Annotated in this window: 17 protein-coding genes and 5 tRNA genes; 17 read left to right on the forward strand and 5 right to left on the reverse strand. The window is 70.2% G+C overall.

Annotated elements, in window-relative coordinates; all coding sequences use genetic code 11:
• Positions 1-14: 14 nt before the first annotated feature.
• From IE244_RS27870 to IE244_RS27910, 9 genes are all read left to right on the forward strand, one after another.
• Positions 15-209: a hypothetical protein gene (locus tag IE244_RS27870; RefSeq protein WP_191876341.1), complete on the forward strand. Its 195-nt coding sequence runs from the start codon at positions 15-17 to the stop codon at positions 207-209.
• A gap of 441 nt (positions 210-650) precedes the next feature.
• Positions 651-1436 (forward strand): fumarylacetoacetate hydrolase family protein, encoded by a 786-nt coding sequence (locus tag IE244_RS27875; protein WP_031167197.1) that lies wholly within the window; start codon positions 651-653, stop codon positions 1434-1436.
• The gene (gene gltX, locus IE244_RS27880) at positions 1429-2913 is read left to right on the forward strand and encodes a glutamate--tRNA ligase (RefSeq protein ID WP_191876342.1); all 1485 of its coding nucleotides are present in this window, start codon (positions 1429-1431) and stop codon (positions 2911-2913) included. Before IE244_RS27875 ends, gltX begins: the two co-directional genes overlap by 8 nt.
• A gap of 126 nt (positions 2914-3039) precedes the next feature.
• On the forward strand, positions 3040-3771 hold the full coding sequence (locus IE244_RS27885) for an HAD family hydrolase (protein WP_191876343.1): 732 nt from the start codon (positions 3040-3042) through the stop codon (positions 3769-3771).
• 90 nt (positions 3772-3861) lie between these two features.
• A tRNA-Gln gene (locus IE244_RS27890) sits at positions 3862-3933 on the forward strand.
• A 21-nt stretch (positions 3934-3954) separates the two neighbouring features.
• Positions 3955-4027 (forward strand) — tRNA-Glu (locus IE244_RS27895).
• A gap of 62 nt (positions 4028-4089) precedes the next feature.
• A tRNA-Glu gene (locus tag IE244_RS27900) sits at positions 4090-4162 on the forward strand.
• A gap of 21 nt (positions 4163-4183) precedes the next feature.
• Positions 4184-4255: transfer RNA gene (locus IE244_RS27905), tRNA-Gln, on the forward strand.
• A 28-nt stretch (positions 4256-4283) separates the two neighbouring features.
• Positions 4284-4356: transfer RNA gene (locus IE244_RS27910), tRNA-Glu, on the forward strand.
• Between the two features lie 51 nt (positions 4357-4407).
• On the opposite strand, the gene IE244_RS27915 is transcribed toward IE244_RS27910, so the two are convergent.
• Positions 4408-5052, reverse strand: coding sequence for a MerR family transcriptional regulator (locus IE244_RS27915; protein WP_191876344.1), 645 nt, complete (start codon positions 5050-5052; stop codon positions 4408-4410).
• A gap of 83 nt (positions 5053-5135) precedes the next feature.
• Between IE244_RS27915 and IE244_RS27920 the strand changes: the two genes are divergently transcribed.
• The gene (locus IE244_RS27920; protein ID WP_191876468.1) at positions 5136-5645 is read left to right on the forward strand and encodes a DUF4188 domain-containing protein; all 510 of its coding nucleotides are present in this window, start codon (positions 5136-5138) and stop codon (positions 5643-5645) included.
• Between the two features lie 72 nt (positions 5646-5717).
• On the opposite strand, the gene ndgR is transcribed toward IE244_RS27920, so the two are convergent.
• Positions 5718-6434 carry an IclR family transcriptional regulator NdgR gene (gene ndgR / locus IE244_RS27925; RefSeq protein ID WP_009320373.1) on the reverse strand — a complete coding sequence of 239 codons (717 nt, stop codon included), beginning with the start codon at positions 6432-6434 and terminating at the stop codon, positions 5718-5720.
• Between the two features lie 198 nt (positions 6435-6632).
• Between ndgR and leuC the strand changes: the two genes are divergently transcribed.
• The 4 genes from leuC to IE244_RS27945 all read left to right on the forward strand — a co-directional run bounded on the left by leuC (position 6633) and on the right by IE244_RS27945 (position 9946).
• Positions 6633-8057 carry a 3-isopropylmalate dehydratase large subunit gene (gene leuC / locus IE244_RS27930; protein ID WP_191876345.1) on the forward strand — a complete coding sequence of 475 codons (1425 nt, stop codon included), beginning with the start codon at positions 6633-6635 and terminating at the stop codon, positions 8055-8057.
• A 5-nt stretch (positions 8058-8062) separates the two neighbouring features.
• Complete coding sequence (leuD, locus tag IE244_RS27935; RefSeq protein WP_191876346.1) at positions 8063-8656, forward strand: 3-isopropylmalate dehydratase small subunit; 594 nt, start codon at positions 8063-8065, stop codon at positions 8654-8656.
• 272 nt (positions 8657-8928) lie between these two features.
• A complete protein-coding gene (locus tag IE244_RS27940; protein ID WP_067130673.1) occupies positions 8929-9159 on the forward strand; it encodes an SCO5555 family protein in 231 nt (76 codons plus the stop codon).
• 136 nt (positions 9160-9295) lie between these two features.
• Positions 9296-9946, forward strand: a complete 651-nt coding sequence (locus IE244_RS27945; protein WP_191876347.1) for an HU family DNA-binding protein — start codon at positions 9296-9298, stop codon at positions 9944-9946.
• 80 nt (positions 9947-10026) lie between these two features.
• Here IE244_RS27945 and IE244_RS27950 read toward each other — a convergent pair whose 3' ends face one another.
• Positions 10027-10230 (reverse strand): hypothetical protein, encoded by a 204-nt coding sequence (locus IE244_RS27950; RefSeq protein WP_191876348.1) that lies wholly within the window; start codon positions 10228-10230, stop codon positions 10027-10029.
• Positions 10231-10394: 164 nt separating this feature from the next.
• Positions 10395-11033, reverse strand: a complete 639-nt coding sequence (cofC, locus tag IE244_RS27955; protein ID WP_191876349.1) for a 2-phospho-L-lactate guanylyltransferase — start codon at positions 11031-11033, stop codon at positions 10395-10397.
• Between the two features lie 151 nt (positions 11034-11184).
• Here cofC and IE244_RS27960 point away from each other — a divergent pair, with 151 nt between their 5' ends.
• The 3 genes from IE244_RS27960 to IE244_RS27970 all read left to right on the forward strand — a co-directional run bounded on the left by IE244_RS27960 (position 11185) and on the right by IE244_RS27970 (position 14223).
• Positions 11185-11955 carry a lysophospholipid acyltransferase family protein gene (locus tag IE244_RS27960; protein WP_031167223.1) on the forward strand — a complete coding sequence of 257 codons (771 nt, stop codon included), beginning with the start codon at positions 11185-11187 and terminating at the stop codon, positions 11953-11955.
• The gene (locus IE244_RS27965; RefSeq protein ID WP_191876350.1) at positions 11952-12962 is read left to right on the forward strand and encodes an NAD(P)H-dependent glycerol-3-phosphate dehydrogenase; all 1011 of its coding nucleotides are present in this window, start codon (positions 11952-11954) and stop codon (positions 12960-12962) included. Before IE244_RS27960 ends, IE244_RS27965 begins: the two co-directional genes overlap by 4 nt.
• A gap of 103 nt (positions 12963-13065) precedes the next feature.
• Entirely contained in the window at positions 13066-14223 is a 1158-nt protein-coding gene (locus tag IE244_RS27970) for a D-alanine--D-alanine ligase family protein (protein WP_191876351.1), read from the forward strand.
• Between the two features lie 24 nt (positions 14224-14247).
• Here the strand turns inward: IE244_RS27970 and IE244_RS27975 are convergent, their stop codons facing one another.
• Complete coding sequence (locus IE244_RS27975; RefSeq protein ID WP_191876352.1) at positions 14248-14766, reverse strand: DUF3515 domain-containing protein; 519 nt, start codon at positions 14764-14766, stop codon at positions 14248-14250.
• Positions 14767-14781: the final 15 nt, after the last annotated feature.

The raw sequence follows: 14781 nt of genomic DNA on the forward strand, positions 1-14781 counted from the left end.
GGACTCGTACCCCCGTGAAGACGACGATGATGTTCGACAAGATCGCCAACCCGCGACGCACGACCCTGGCGCATCTCCAGGACGCCGGCGAGCTGCAGACCCCCGAGCTGCCGGAGCACTCCGTCGAACTCCCCGCCCAGACCGCCAACCCGCGGCGCACGGTCCTGGTGGACGTCCCCGTCGGCGCGGCGGCCACGGCCGGAGAGTAGCCGACCCGGCTCCCGGCAGGTCTTTCCCGTCGAATTCCGCGGCCCGTTTTATTCGTACGGCGCCTTTCCCGGGGGCTCGGCCCGCTTTCCGGTGGCTCCCGGGGTGCCGAAATCGGGTCCGCCGATGCCACCGGCCGGATATCCGGATGGGAACGCCACCGATATCCCACTGCCGTGGCCTGACATCCGCACGCTGAGGGCCCGCTCCCGCCGGCCCCCGCGCCGCACGGCCGGGGGACCGGCCGCCCGAGCCGTACGGCACGCCCCGAGCGCGGCCGTCTCCCCGTGCGCCGAGCACCCGCATCCCGGAATTCCGGCCCACGTCATTCCCGTACCGGAAAAGGCGGCGCCGCCACACCGCACCGGCCGAACGTCCAGCGGTCCGACCGGTTAACCTGGGGCGTCAGTACGCCGGTTCTCAGTAAGGGGCGCAAGGATCCCGTGCGCATCGCCAGGTTCTCCATCGACGGGAACGTAGCCTTCGGCGCGGTCGAGGGCGACAAGCAGGACGAACTCGTCCTCGACATCATCAAGGGCATTCCGTTCGCGGACCACGAGCTGTCCGGTACGAAGGTGCCGCTGAGCAAGGTCAGGCTGCTCCCGCCGGTCCTCCCCAACAAGGTCGTGGCGTTCGGACGCAACTACGCCGAGCACGCGCGCGAGCTGGGCAACGAGGTGCCGGACGCCCCGTTCGCCTTCTTCAAGCCCTCCACCTCGGTGATCGGCCCCGGCGACGAGATCCAGTACCCGCCGTTCTCCGAGGAGCTGCACCACGAGGCCGAGCTGGCCGTGGTGATCGGCCGCATGTGCCGCGAGGTGCCGCGCGAGCGCGTCAAGGACGTGATCTTCGGCTACACCTGCGCCAACGACGTCACCGCCCGCGACGTGCAGAAGCGCGAGAAGCAGTGGGCCCGGGCCAAGGGCTTCGACACCTCCTGCCCGCTCGGCCCCTGGGTGGAGACGGACCTGGACCTGGAGCGCGCGAACGACCTGACCATCCAGCTCACGGTCAACGGCCAGCAGCGCCAGCTCGGACGCACCAGCGAGATGATCCACCGCATCGAGGACCTGGTCGTCAACATCTCCGAGGCCATGACCCTGCTCCCCGGCGACGTCATCCTCACCGGCACCCCCGCGGGGGTCGGCCCCCTGCACGTCGGCGACGAGGTCGCCGTCACCATCGAAGGCATCGGCACTCTCACCAACAAGGTTGTCAAGCGTGGCTAGCGCACCCGGCTCACCCGTACGCGTTCGTTTCTGTCCCTCGCCCACCGGTAACCCGCACGTGGGCCTGGTCCGCACCGCCCTGTTCAACTGGGCGTTCGCCCGGCACCACCAGGGCACCCTGGTCTTCCGCATCGAGGACACCGACGCGGCCCGCGACTCCGAGGAGTCGTACGACCAGCTGCTCGACGCGATGCGCTGGCTCGGCTTCGACTGGGACGAGGGCCCCGAGGTCGGCGGCCCGCACGCGCCGTACCGCCAGTCGCAGCGGATGGACCTCTACGCCGACGTCGCCCAGAAGCTCCTGGACGGCGGGTACGCCTACCGCTGCTACTGCTCCCAGGAGGAGCTGGACACCCGCCGCGAGGCCGCCCGTGCCGCCGGCAGGCCCTCCGGCTACGACGGCCACTGCCGCGACCTGTCCGCCGAGCAGGTCGAGGAGTACAAGGCCCAGGGCCGCACCCCGATCGTCCGCTTCCGCATGCCGGACGAGACGATCACCTTCACCGACCTGGTCCGCGGCGAGCTGACCTTCACGCCGGAGAACGTGCCGGACTACGGCATCGTCCGCGCGAACGGCGCCCCGCTGTACACGCTGGTCAACCCGGTCGACGACGCCCTGATGGAGATCACCCACGTCCTGCGCGGCGAGGACCTGCTCTCCTCCACCCCGCGCCAGATCGCGCTGTACAAGGCGCTGACCGAGCTGGGCATCGCCCAGCAGACCCCGCGGTTCGGCCACCTCCCCTACGTCATGGGCGAGGGCAACAAGAAGCTGTCCAAGCGCGACCCGCAGGCGTCCCTCAATCTCTACCGCGAGAAGGGCTTCCTGCCCGAGGGCCTGCTGAACTACCTGTCCCTGCTGGGCTGGTCGCTCTCCGCGGACCAGGACATCTTCACGATCGAAGAGATGGTCGCGGCCTTCGACATCGCCGACGTGAACCCCAACCCGGCACGCTTCGACCTGAAGAAGTGCGAGGCGATCAACGGCGACCACATCCGCATGCTGGATGTGAAGGAGTTCACCGAGCGCTGCGCCCCCTGGCTGAAGGCCCCGTTCGCCCCCTGGGCACCGGAGGACTTCGACGCGGCCAAGTGGGAGGCCATCGCCCCGCACGCCCAGACCCGCCTCAAGGTCCTGTCGGAGATCACCGAGAACGTCGACTTCCTGTTCCTGCCGGAGCCGGTCTTCGACGAGGCGTCGTGGACGAAGGCGATGAAGGAAGGCAGCGACGCCCTCCTGCGCACCGCCCGCGAGAAGCTGGAGCCGGCCGACTGGACGTCGCCCGAGTCCCTCAAGGAGGCCGTCCTGGCCGCCGGCGAGGCCCACGGCCTCAAGCTCGGCAAGGCCCAGGCCCCGGTCCGCGTCGCCGTCACCGGCCGCACCGTCGGCCTGCCGCTCTTCGAGTCCCTGGAAGTCCTGGGCAAGGAGAAGACGCTGGCCAGGATCGACGCGGCGCTGGCGAAGCTGAGCGCCTAGCCGGCCCATGCGTCAGGGGCGGCACCCGGAGTGTTTCCGGGTGCCGCCCCTGTTGCGTCGGTCACCGCGCGTCGGCTTCGTCCATGCGGGCCGGTCCGCCGGCCGTCCGGCGGTACCGTCGGTGTCATGACGATCAGAGCCGTGGTCTGGGACGTGGACGACACCCTGTTCGACTACACGAGCGCCGACCGTGAGGGCATGCGGGCGCATCTGGCGGTGGAGGGGCTGCTCGCCGGGTACGACAGCCCCGAACAGGCCCTCGTCCGGTGGCGGGAGATCACCGACCGGCAGTGGGCGCGGTACGCGGCGGGGGAGTGTTCCTTCCAGGAGCAGCGGCGCGACCGCGTGCGGGTGTTCCTCGACACGGAGCTGGCCGACGCCGAGTGCGACGCCTGGTTCCAGCGGTACATCGGGCACTACGAGGCCGCCTGGACCCTCTTCCCGGACGTCCTGCCCGCCCTGGAGGCCCTCGCCGTCGACTACCGGCACGCGGTGCTGTCCAACTCCAGCATCACGGTCCAGGAGCACAAGCTGCGCACCCTCGGCCTCCTCGACCGCTTCGAGGCCGTGCTGTGCGCCGCCGAGCTGGGCGTCTCCAAGCCGGAGCCCGGCGCCTTCCTGGCGGCCTGCGAGGCGCTCGGTCTGCCCCCGCACCAGGTGGCGTACGTCGGCGACCACCCGGAGATCGACGGGCGGGGGGCCGCGGAGGCCGGGCTGCTGTCCGTGTGGATCGACCGCGGGACGCCGTACGCACGGGCCGCCGGGGAGGTCGTCGCGCACCGGATCTCGACCCTCGCCGAACTCCCTGCGCTCGTCCGCGCGGATACCCGTTTTGGAGCCCCGTCCACCTTCGGGTAATGTTCTTCCTGCGCCGAGGGGAGCAGGCCGGAAGGCCGGAGCCCCAAGGAGCGAACTAGAACGAGGACCCCGCAGGGGGTTGAGTTCCAGTGGCCTATGGTGTAATTGGCAGCACGACTGATTCTGGTTCAGTTAGTCTTGGTTCGAGTCCAGGTAGGCCAGCTCGCAGAGCTCATCTGCAAAGCCCCCGTTGTGTAGCGGCCTAGCACGCTGCCCTCTCAAGGCAGTAGCGCCGGTTCGAATCCGGTCGGGGGTACTGATCCTTCCCGCGAGGACGGCCAGGGTAGCTCCCACCGTCGTCGATGCAGGATCGCTAGGGCCCCCGTTGTGTAGCGGCCTAGCACGCCGCCCTCTCAAGGCGGTAGCGCCGGTTCGAATCCGGTCGGGGGTACTGACTGGTCTAAACCATCATTGGTCTATGGTGTAATTGGCAGCACGACTGATTCTGGTTCAGTTAGTCTTGGTTCGAGTCCAGGTAGACCAGCTCGGACCTGCGGAAACGCAGTGTCCACGCCCCCGTTGTGTAGCGGCCTAGCACGCCGCCCTCTCAAGGCGGTAGCGCCGGTTCGAATCCGGTCGGGGGTACAGAGGAAGGCCCTCCGCTTCGGCGGAGGGCCTTCGTCGTGTCCGGCGCCGCTACGCGAAGCCGTACCGCCGTGTCGTCTCCTCCTCCTGGGCCAGCCGGTGCAGCGCCTGCAGCAGCGGCTCGTTGAGGATCGCCCCCAGGACCGCGAACTCGATCCGCTCCGCCTCCGACGGGTGCGTCTCCATGTTGTCCAGGTCGAGGACGGCTGTCCGGTGCATCAACTCGGCGTACGGTGCGAGCTGTTCGACCCCCCAGTCGTAGCCGAGCCGGCGGAACGCGGCCACCGCCACCACCAGCGAGCGGTACGCGGGCGAGATGGCCGCGAGCAGCTTGGCGTTCCGCCAGCCGAGCCGGTCCAGCAGCGCGGCGACCTCCTGGTGCGCGGCCTGGACGTACTCGTCCTCCTCGTCCGGCTCCGGCACCTGCGGCAGCGCCCACAGCGACGCGCCCAGGCGCATCGAGCGGCCCAGGGAGTCGTCGTCCACGTGCCCGAGCACCTCGCGCACCTTGGCCACCGGCACCTGGCCCACCTGGATCATCGCCCGCACCAGCCGCAGCCGGCGCAGATGCTCCTCGTCGTACTCGGCCGTGGTGGCGTTGATCTGGCGGCCCGGCGGCAACAGCCCTTCGCGCAGGTAGTACTTGATCGTCGCGGTGGACACACCGCTGCGTCTGCTCAGTTCGGCGAGCCGCATGTCTTGCGCTCCTTCTCGGATAACGGCACTATCCAATCATCGGTACTCGGATAGTGACGCTCACCAACGAGGGGGACGTGGTCATGGTGTCCCGTACGACCGCCGACGCGAAGGGCGACGTCGTCGTCCTGCTGATCGGCATGCGCATCAACCGCTTCTGGGCCGTCCATCTGTGGCTGCCTGTGATGCTCGCGATGTTCCGCATGCTGCGCGAGCTGGAGAAGGACCCGGCGCGGGGCCTGCGCGGCCGGGTCATGCTGACGGCCTCGCCGCGCACGTACTACGTCGTGCAGTACTGGGAGTCCAAGGAGAAGCTGTACGCCTACGCGACCGCGCCGGACGCGTTCCACCACAAGGCCTGGGCACGGCTCAACCGCAAGGAGCGGACCGGGAAGCTGCGCGGGCAGGTCGGGATCTGGCACGAGTCGTACGTCGTGCCGGAGGGGTCGTACGAGGCGATCTACGGGGACATGCCGGCGTTCGGGCTGGCCGCCGCGCACGGGCAGGTCCCGCTGGAGAAGCGGGGGCGGTACGCGAAGGACCGGTTCTCCTACCGCTCGCAGCAGGAACCGGTGGCAGAGAAGACCGGCTGACCCGGGGGCCGGGGGAGCGAGGAGGGCCTGCCGCGGCGTTGGGGCAGGCCCTCCTCGGTGTTCCCGCGGGGGTCAGCCCGAGCGGCGCAGGGCCTCCGAGAGGCGGGCCGCGGCGTCGATGACCGCCTGGGCGTGCATACGGCCCGGGTGGCGGGTCAGGCGCTCGATGGGGCCGGAGACGGACACGGCGGCCACGACGCGGTTGGAGGGGCCGCGTACGGGCGCGGAGACGGACGCGACGCCCGGCTCGCGCTCGCCGATGGACTGGGCCCAGCCGCGCCTCCGCACGCCCGACAGGGCCGTCGCCGTGAAGCGGGCGCCCTGCAGGCCGCGGTGCAGCCGCTCGGGCTCCTCCCAGGCCATGAGGATCTGCGCCGAGGAGCCGGCCTTCATCGTGAGCGTGGAGCCGACCGGGACGGTGTCCCGCAGGCCGGACAGGCGTTCCGCCGCGGCCACGCAGATCCGCATGTCACCCTGGCGCCGGTAGAGCTGTGCGCTCTCGCCGGTGACATCACGGAGGTGGGTGAGCACGGGGCCCGCCGTCGCGAGCAGGCGGTCCTCGCCCGCCGCCGCCGCGAGCTCCGCGAGGCGCGGGCCGAGAATGAAACGGCCCTGCATGTCGCGTGCCACCATGCGGTGGTGTTCCAAAGCCACGGCCAGGCGGTGAGCCGTGGGTCGTGCCAGTCCGGTGGCCCCGACCAGACCCGCGAGGGTGGCCGGACCGGACTCCAGAGCGCTCAGGACGAGGGCCGCCTTGTCCAGAACGCCGACGCCGCTACTGTTGTCCATGCAACGATACTCACGTCTCACTCTGTGAAACGCAAGTTCAATTTTCCGTGGAACGCGCCACCCTGGAATCACACAGCGGCCCACAGACCAACGGGGCCCGGTGGTGGACGCCCGGATTCACGACACCCGGGGCGCGGGCGTCTTCTCCTCAAGATCTCTAGTTGGGCCGGTGCACGCTTGCCGGCCGGAGGGAAAGCGATGGGTAGGACACTCGCGGAGAAGGTCTGGGACGACCACGTCGTCCGGCGCGCCGAGGGCGAGCCCGATCTCCTCTTCATCGATCTGCACCTGCTGCACGAGGTGACCAGCCCGCAGGCCTTCGACGGACTGCGCAAGAACGGTCGCCCGGTGCGCCGCCTCGACCTCACCATCGCCACCGAGGACCACAACACCCCGACCCTCGACATCGACAAGCCCATCGCGGACCCGGTCTCCCGCGCCCAGCTGGAGACGCTGCGCAAGAACTGCGCCGAGTTCGGGGTGCGGCTGCACCCGCTGGGCGACGTCGAGCAGGGCGTCGTGCACGTCGTCGGCCCGCAGCTGGGCCTGACCCAGCCGGGCACGACCGTGGTCTGCGGTGACTCGCACACCTCCACGCACGGCGCGTTCGGCGCGCTGGCGTTCGGTATCGGCACCTCCCAGGTCGAGCACGTGCTGGCCACCCAGACGCTGCCGCTGGCCCGCCCGAAGACCATGGCCATCACCGTCGAGGGCGAGCTGCCCGAGGGCGTCACCGCCAAGGACCTGATCCTGGCGATCATCGCGAAGATCGGCACCGGCGGCGGCCAGGGCTACATCCTGGAGTACCGCGGCTCCGCCATCGAGAAGCTCTCGATGGAGGCCCGGATGACCATCTGCAACATGTCGATCGAGGCCGGTGCCCGCGCGGGCATGATCGCCCCCGACGAGACCACCTTCGAGTACCTCAAGGGGCGCCCGCACGCCCCCGAGGGTGCCGACTGGGACGCGGCGGTCGCGTACTGGAAGACTCTGAGGACCGACGAGGACGCCGTCTTCGACGCCGAGGTCGTCATCGACGCCGGCGAGCTGTCCCCGTTCGTCACCTGGGGCACCAACCCCGGCCAGGGCGCGCCGCTTTCGGCGGCCGTCCCCGACCCGGCTTCGTACGAAGACGCTTCGGAGCGCCTCGCCGCCGAAAAGGCCCTGGAGTACATGGGGTTGGAGGCCGGCCAGCCGCTGCGCTCCATCAAGGTGGACACCGTCTTCGTAGGCTCCTGCACCAACGGACGCATCGAGGACCTGCGCGCCGCCGCGGATCTGCTGCGGGGCCGCAAAGTCGCCGACGGCGTACGGATGCTGGTCGTCCCGGGCTCCGCGCGGGTCGGTCTGCAGGCCGTCTCCGAGGGCCTGGACGTGGTCTTCAAGGAGGCCGGCGCCGAATGGCGGCACGCGGGCTGCTCGATGTGCCTCGGCATGAACCCCGACCAGCTGGCCCCGGGTGAGCGTTCCGCCTCGACCTCCAACCGCAACTTCGAGGGCCGGCAGGGCAAGGGCGGTCGTACGCACCTGGTGTCGCCGCAGGTCGCGGCGGCCACCGCCGTCCTGGGCCACCTGGCCTCCCCGGCCGACCTGACCGACGACCGCACGCCCGCTGGAGTCTGAGAATCATGGAAGCCTTCACCACCCACACCGGCCGGGCCGTCCCGCTGCGCCGCAGCAACGTCGACACCGACCAGATCATCCCTGCTCACTGGCTCAAGAAGGTGACCCGGGACGGCTTCGAGGACGGGCTGTTCGAGGCCTGGCGCAAGGACCCGGAGTTCGTGCTCAACCGCCCCGAGCGGCAGGGCGCCACGGTCCTGGTCGCCGGCCCCGACTTCGGCACCGGCTCGTCCCGTGAGCACGCCGTCTGGGCGCTGCAGAACTACGGCTTCAAGACCGTGATCTCCTCGCGCTTCGCGGACATCTTCCGGGGCAACTCGCTGAAGAACGGCCTGCTCACGGTCGTGCTGGACCAGAAGATCGTGGACGCGCTGTGGGAGCTGACGGAACAGGACCCCACTGCTGAGGTCACTGTGGACCTTGAGGCGCGTGAGGTTCGTGCCGAGGGCATCACCGCCTCCTTCGAGCTGGACGAGAACTCCCGCTGGCGGCTGCTGAACGGCCTGGACGACATCTCCATCACGCTGCAGAGCGCGGCCGACATCGCCGCCTACGAGGCCAAGCGGCCGTCGTACAAGCCGAGGACGCTCCAGGCCTGATCCACTGCGCCGGGCGGCCCGCGCGGTCGAGATCCGGCCACCCCAACACCCCCTCCGTACCCCCGATCGCCACGATCGGGGGTACGGCCATGTCCGGGCCGAAATCGCCGCCCGGGCTTCTTGCCCGGCTCTCAACTTCCCACGTTACGAAGGGTGTTGCACGGGTACGTGAGTGCGGGGGCCGCTGCCTCCGCAAGTGCCTGGAAGGCCGTTTGAGGCGGCAGTTGCCCCCTGGGCAGGCGACAACTCGCCCCAGATGGCACAATCTGTGCATGGAACACGACGGCCAACTCCAGCTCTATACGGCGGTCGCGAACCAGCTCAAGGAAGCGCACGCAAGAGTGCGCGCACTGCAAGTCCCGGAGGGCGTACGGATGGCGCTGACCCGGAAGCTGCTGGTCATTACGGCCGCGGCCAAGCACGATCTCGCCGCTGCGGCAAGGCGGCTCGAGCGGTTCAACGCGGACCTCGACGAGGGTCGGATCCCCGACGAGGACCACTGAACAGCCCGAGACCACCGATTCCGTTGCGGCACAAGGGTGATAAGCCCGTTTCGTGTTTGATTTGCGGTATATATCTGCCTAACGTGCGAAAAAGCTTGAACACTTTCGTTCTGGCGATGTCTCCGAAGGGGAAGACGTGAACAAGGCGCAGCTCGTAGAAGCGATTGCCGACAAGGTGGGTGGCCGCCAGCAGGCCGCCGAGGCTGTCGATCATGTCCTGGACGCCATCGTCCGCGCGGTCGTCGCGGGCGAGCGGGTCTCGGTCACCGGCTTCGGGTCCTTCGAGAAGGTGGACCGCCCCGCCCGCTACGCCCGCAACCCCCAGACGGGCGAGCGGGTTCGGGTCAAGAAGACCTCCGTGCCGCGCTTCCGCGCCGGTCAGGGCTTCAAGGACCTGGTGAGCGGCTCGAAGAAGCTGCCGCGCGGCGGCGAGGTCTCGGTCAAGAAGGCGCCGAAGGGCAGCCTGACCGGCGGCGCCGCGGCGACGGTCAAGAAGGCCGCCGCGAAGAAGACCACCAAGGCCGCCGCCGCGAAGAAGACGGCGGCGAAGAAGGCGCCCGCGAAGAAGACCACGGCCGTCGCGAAGAAGACCACGGCGAAGAAGACGACCGCCAAGAAGACCACCGCGGCCGCCAAGACCACCGCCGCGAAGAAGACCACCGCCAAGAAGGCCACGGCCAAGAAGGCCCCGGCGAAGAAGGTCACCGCGAAGAAGGCCCCGGCCAAGAAGTCGACGGCGCGCAAGACCACCGCGAAGAAGGCCACCGCCCGCAAGGCGACGTCGTAAGGACGCCAGGGCACGCCAGGGCACTCACGCGCCGGGCCGGACTCCCCAGGGAGTCCGGCCCGCGGCGTGTGTAAGGGCAGTTACAGGGTTTGGAGGGTTACGAGGGTGATGCGCAGGGTGTCGCCCCGGCCCTCGGTCTCGATCCGCACGCGCTGACCGGGCCGCAGCAGCCTGAGGCCTCCGGCGGTGAACGCGGCGGCGTCGAAGGGCAGCGGGGTGCCGTCGTCGAGGAGTACCTGCCCGGCGTGGGTCTCCGGGTCGTAGGTGTATGCGGTGGCTTGCATGGCATCAGCGTACTGATCCGGGGTGCGCCGTGGGGGGCGGAGGCCGTCCGCGGGGTGCGGGCCCCCGGTGGCCGTTCGCGCGGTTCCCCGGGCCCCTTCAGGGCGCTTCCGGCACTTCTGCGCGAGCGGCGCTCCCGGCCTGCTCGGCGCGGCCCCGGGTGCGTTCAGGAGTCGGGGATCAGCAATCCGGCCGAAACGGCCGCCGTATACGGTCCGACCCCCAAGGCCAGCGCCGCGCGCAAGTCGTCCCCGGTGTCCACGTCCTGCCGTACCGAATCCACCCCCGCGAGCCCGAGTTCCTCCGCGCCGGACGCCCGGTGCCGGGAACGGGAATCGATACCGAACTCCGGCCGCAATTCCCCCTCCGGCCCCGCTGTCAGCAACGTCGTGCCCAGCTGGGCCGCATCCGCGAGAAACGCCCGGGAAAACTCCGCCGCCGCACCCAGGACCGCGGCCAGTTCCGCCGGCCGCAACGCCGGGAGATCGGCGTTCAGGGCGGCGACCGGTGTGCGCGGGCGCACAGCACGGACGACGGCCGCGCCGTGCGCCAGCGCGGCGTTCAGACCGCTCGCCGGCGTGTCCGGGACGATCCGCGCGCCCAGCACCGCCAGCTCACGGGCCGCCAGCTCGTCGTCCGTGACGACCGCCACATCCGCGACCGACGTACAGGCCAGCGCCGCGGCCACCGTGTCCTGCGCGAACGCGAGCGCCAGCCCCGGCCGCACTCCGTCGGCGGCGGTGTCCGCCAGCCTGCTCTTGGCCCGCGTCAAGGACTTCAGCGGGATCACCAAGCTCCACTGCACCGGCGTACCGTCCCTCTCTTGTCTCGATCATTGTCCTCGGGCCATCTGGCACCACGGGTGGCGGGGCGTACGGTGTTCTCGACAGACCGGCAACCCGGGGCGACACTTGTCCGGCCCCGCCGGAGTGACAGCCCTAGAGGAAGGTGTCCTTGTGCCCCGCCGCAGAATCGGCTTCTGGTACCGCTTCGCCGCGGTGATCTGCAAACCGCCGCTGGTGGTTCTGATCAAGCGGGACTGGCGAGGAATGGAGCACATTCCGGCCGAGGGCGGATTTATCACCGTGGTGAACCACAATTCCCACGTGGACCCCTTCGCGTACGCGCACTATCAGTACAACACCGGACGGGTTCCGCGATTCCTGGCGAAGAGCGGACTTTTCAAGAAGGGATTCGTCGGCGCCGCCATGCGCGGCACCGGGCAGATCCCCGTCTACCGCGAGTCCACGGACGCGCTCAGCGCCTTCCGCGCCGCCATCGACGCGGTGGACCGCGGTGAGTGCGTCGCCTTCTACCCCGAGGGCACCCTCACCCGCGACCCGAACGGCTGGCCCATGACCGGCAAGACGGGCGCCGCCCGCGTCGCCCTGCAGACCAAGTGCCCGGTCATCCCGGTCGCGCAGTGGGGCGCCAACGAACTGCTGCCGCCGTACGCCAAGAAGCCCGACCTCTTCCCGCGCAAGACCCATCACGTGCTGGCCGGCCCGCCCGTGGACCTCTCGCGCTTCTACGGCAAGGAGATGACCCCGGACCTGCTCAAGGAGGCCACCGAGGTCATCATGGCGGCCATCACCCGCCTGCTGGAGGAGATCCGCGGCGAGAAGGCGCCCGAGACCCCCTACGACCCGCGCCGCGAGCGGATCGAGCAGCGGCGCCGCACCCAGGCGCAGACGCAGCGCAAGGAACCCGAAGGGCAGGGCAAGTGAGCAAGGCGGTTAAGGCGGCGGTCATGGGCACCGGCTCATGGGGCACCGCCTTCGGCATGGTCCTCGCCGACGCGGGCTGTGACGTGACGTTGTGGGCCCGGCGCCCGGAGCTGGCCGAGGCGGTCAACTCCACCCGGACCAACCCCGACTACCTGCCCGGTGTCGAACTCCCGGAGAACCTGAGGGCCACCGCGGACCCGGCCGAGGCCCTGCGGGACGCGGACTTCACCGTCCTCGCCGTCCCCTCCCAGACCCTGCGCGCCAACCTGGCCGAGTGGACCCCGCTGCTCGCCCCGGACACCGTCCTCGTGTCCCTGATGAAGGGCGTCGAACTCGGCTCCGCCATGCGGATGAGCGAGGTCATCGAGGACGTCGCCAAGGTCGGCGCGGAGCGGATCGCGGTCGTCACCGGACCCAACCTGGCCCGCGAGATCGCCGCCCGCATGCCCGCCGCGGCCGTCGTCGCCTGCACCGACGAGGCCGTCGCCCAGCGCCTCCAGGCCGCCTGTCACACGCCGTACTTCCGGCCGTACACCAACACCGACGTCGTCGGCTGCGAACTGGGCGGCGCGGTCAAGAACGTCATCGGCCTCGCGGTCGGCATCGCCGACGGCATGGGACTCGGCGACAACGCCAAGGGCTCGCTCATCACCCGGGGTCTCGCCGAGACCACCCGGCTCGGCATGGCGCTCGGCGCCGACCCGCTGACCTTCTCCGGACTCGCGGGCCTCGGCGACCTGGTGGCCACCTGTTCCTCGCCGCTGTCCCGCAACCACACCTTCGGCACCAACCTCGGCAAGGGCATGACCCTGCAGGAGACCATCGCGGTCACCAAGCAGACCGCCGAGGGCGTCAAGTCCTGCGAGTCGGTGGCGGATCTGGCCCGCCGGCACGGTGTGGAGATGCCCCTCACCGAGACGGTCGTGGACATCGTGCACGAGGGCAAGCCGCCGGTGGTCGCCCTCAAGGAGCTGATGTCGCGCAGCGCCAAGGCGGAGAGGCGCTGAACACCGCCCCGCGCGACGCTGAGCGACCGTTGGAGGGACGCTGAGTCACAGCGGCCCAGCGGGCGCTGACTCGGCGGATACCAGCGGGTACTCTCAACCCGATATGAGCACCGAGAACCTTCCCCAGAGCCCTGAGCAGCCGTCGCGCAAGCCCCGCGTGGCCGTCGTGTTCGGCGGGCGCAGCTCCGAACACGGGATCTCCGTGGTCACCGCCGGCGCCGTCCTCAAGGCCATCGACCGGACGAGGTACGACGTCCTGCCGATCGGCATCACCCGGGACGGCCGTTGGGCGCTGACGGCCGACGAACCGGACCGGATGGCCATCGCCGACCGCTCCCTGCCCGCCGTGGAGGAGCTGGCGGAGTCGCACGAGGGCGGCGTGGTGCTCCCCGTCGACCCCTCGAACCGCGAGGTCGTCTACAGCGAGCCCGGCTCGGTGCCCAAGGCGCTCGGCGAGGTCGACGTGGTCTTCCCGGTGCTCCACGGCCCCTACGGCGAGGACGGCACCCTGCAGGGCCTGCTGGAGCTGTCCGGGGTGCCCTACGTGGGCGCCGGGGTGCTCGCCTCGGCCGTCGGCCAGGACAAGGAGTACATGAAGCGGATCTTCACCTCCTACGGGCTCCAGGTCGGCCCCTACGTGGTGATCCGGCCGCGCGAGTGGGAGCAGGACGAGTCCGCCGCCCGCAGGAAGATCGTCGACTTCGCCGGCGAGCACGGCTGGCCGCTGTTCGTGAAGCCCGCGCGCGCGGGTTCGTCGATCGGCATCACCAAGGTCGACGACCTGTCCGGTCTGGACGAGGCGATCGCCACCGCGCAGGCCCACGACCCCAAGATCCTGGTCGAGGCCGCCGTACGGGGCCGCGAGATCGAGTGCGGCGTGCTGGAGTTCGAGGACGGGCCGCGCGCCTCCGTGCCGGCCGAGATCCCGCCGCCGGACGCGCACGCGTACTACGACTTCGAGGCCAAGTACATCGACTCCACGCCCGGTATCGTCCCGGCGCCGCTGACCGCGGAGCAGACGGCCGAGGTGCGGCGGCTCGCGGTGGAGGCGTTCGAGGCCGTCTCCTGCGAGGGCCTGGTCCGCGCGGACTTCTTCCTCACCGAGGACGGCGAGTTCGTGATCAACGAGGTCAACACCCTGCCCGGCTTCACGCCGATCTCGATGTACCCGCAGATGTGGCAGGCCAGCGGCGTCAGCTACCCGGAGCTGATCGACCGCCTGGTCCAGGCCGCGCTGCGCCGCTCGACCGGGCTCCGCTGAGCCGCCCGCCCGCTTTCCGTACGCTCATCTCATGGAGGCGATCCCCTTCGGGATCGCCTTCTTCACGGCCCCCGCGAGATCCGTGAGCACGGCTGTGCCCTCCTCCTGCGCGGACATCCCCTCGGGCAGGCTCACCTGCACATAGGCCGTGCGATTGGCCGTGGTGAACCGCCAGCCGCCGCCGCTCTGCTTCTCCATCAGCCAGTCGACGCCGTCGACCCCGCCCGCGATGGCGTCCGGGTCGCCGCCCTCGGCCACCTCGGGGTCGACCATCTTCGGCGGCCGTACGACACCGCAGCGCAGTATGATCGCCGGGTTTCCCCAGCCCGCCGTGTAGGCGGACCGGGGTCCGGGGTCGTTGCGGCTTCGCCCGTCGAGCTTGCGCGGCAGCACCCGGTGCAGATCCCGGCACACCTGCGCCGTCTTCGCGTCGGGGCTGGGAACCGCCACCGTGGCGCTGTCGTCTGCCGATGAGCAGCCCGCGACCGCGATCAGCAGCGCGGGCGCGAGCAGGCCGAGGGGCCGGTGACGGAAAATGTTCACCGGCCAAGGGTAGAC

The sequence above is a fragment of the Streptomyces filipinensis genome (assembly GCF_014649495.1).
GTDB classification, from domain to species: domain Bacteria; phylum Actinomycetota; class Actinomycetes; order Streptomycetales; family Streptomycetaceae; genus Streptomyces; species Streptomyces filipinensis.

Bases quoted from the DNA above. Each gene is read 5' to 3' on its own strand.
- IE244_RS27885 (WP_191876343.1), top strand. From the start codon at position 3,040: ATGACGATCAGAGCCGTGGTCTGGGACGTGGACGACACCCTGTTCGAC.
- IE244_RS27915 (WP_191876344.1), bottom strand. From the start codon at position 5,052: ATGCGGCTCGCCGAACTGAGCAGACGCAGCGGTGTGTCCACCGCGACG.
- IE244_RS27920 (WP_191876468.1), top strand. From the start codon at position 5,136: ATGGTGTCCCGTACGACCGCCGACGCGAAGGGCGACGTCGTCGTCCTG.
- ndgR (WP_009320373.1), bottom strand. From the start codon at position 6,434: ATGGACAACAGTAGCGGCGTCGGCGTTCTGGACAAGGCGGCCCTCGTC.
- leuC (WP_191876345.1), top strand. From the start codon at position 6,633: ATGGGTAGGACACTCGCGGAGAAGGTCTGGGACGACCACGTCGTCCGG.
- leuD (WP_191876346.1), top strand. From the start codon at position 8,063: ATGGAAGCCTTCACCACCCACACCGGCCGGGCCGTCCCGCTGCGCCGC.
- IE244_RS27940 (WP_067130673.1), top strand. From the start codon at position 8,929: ATGGAACACGACGGCCAACTCCAGCTCTATACGGCGGTCGCGAACCAG.
- IE244_RS27950 (WP_191876348.1), bottom strand. From the start codon at position 10,230: ATGCAAGCCACCGCATACACCTACGACCCGGAGACCCACGCCGGGCAG.
- IE244_RS27970 (WP_191876351.1), top strand. From the start codon at position 13,066: ATGAGCACCGAGAACCTTCCCCAGAGCCCTGAGCAGCCGTCGCGCAAG.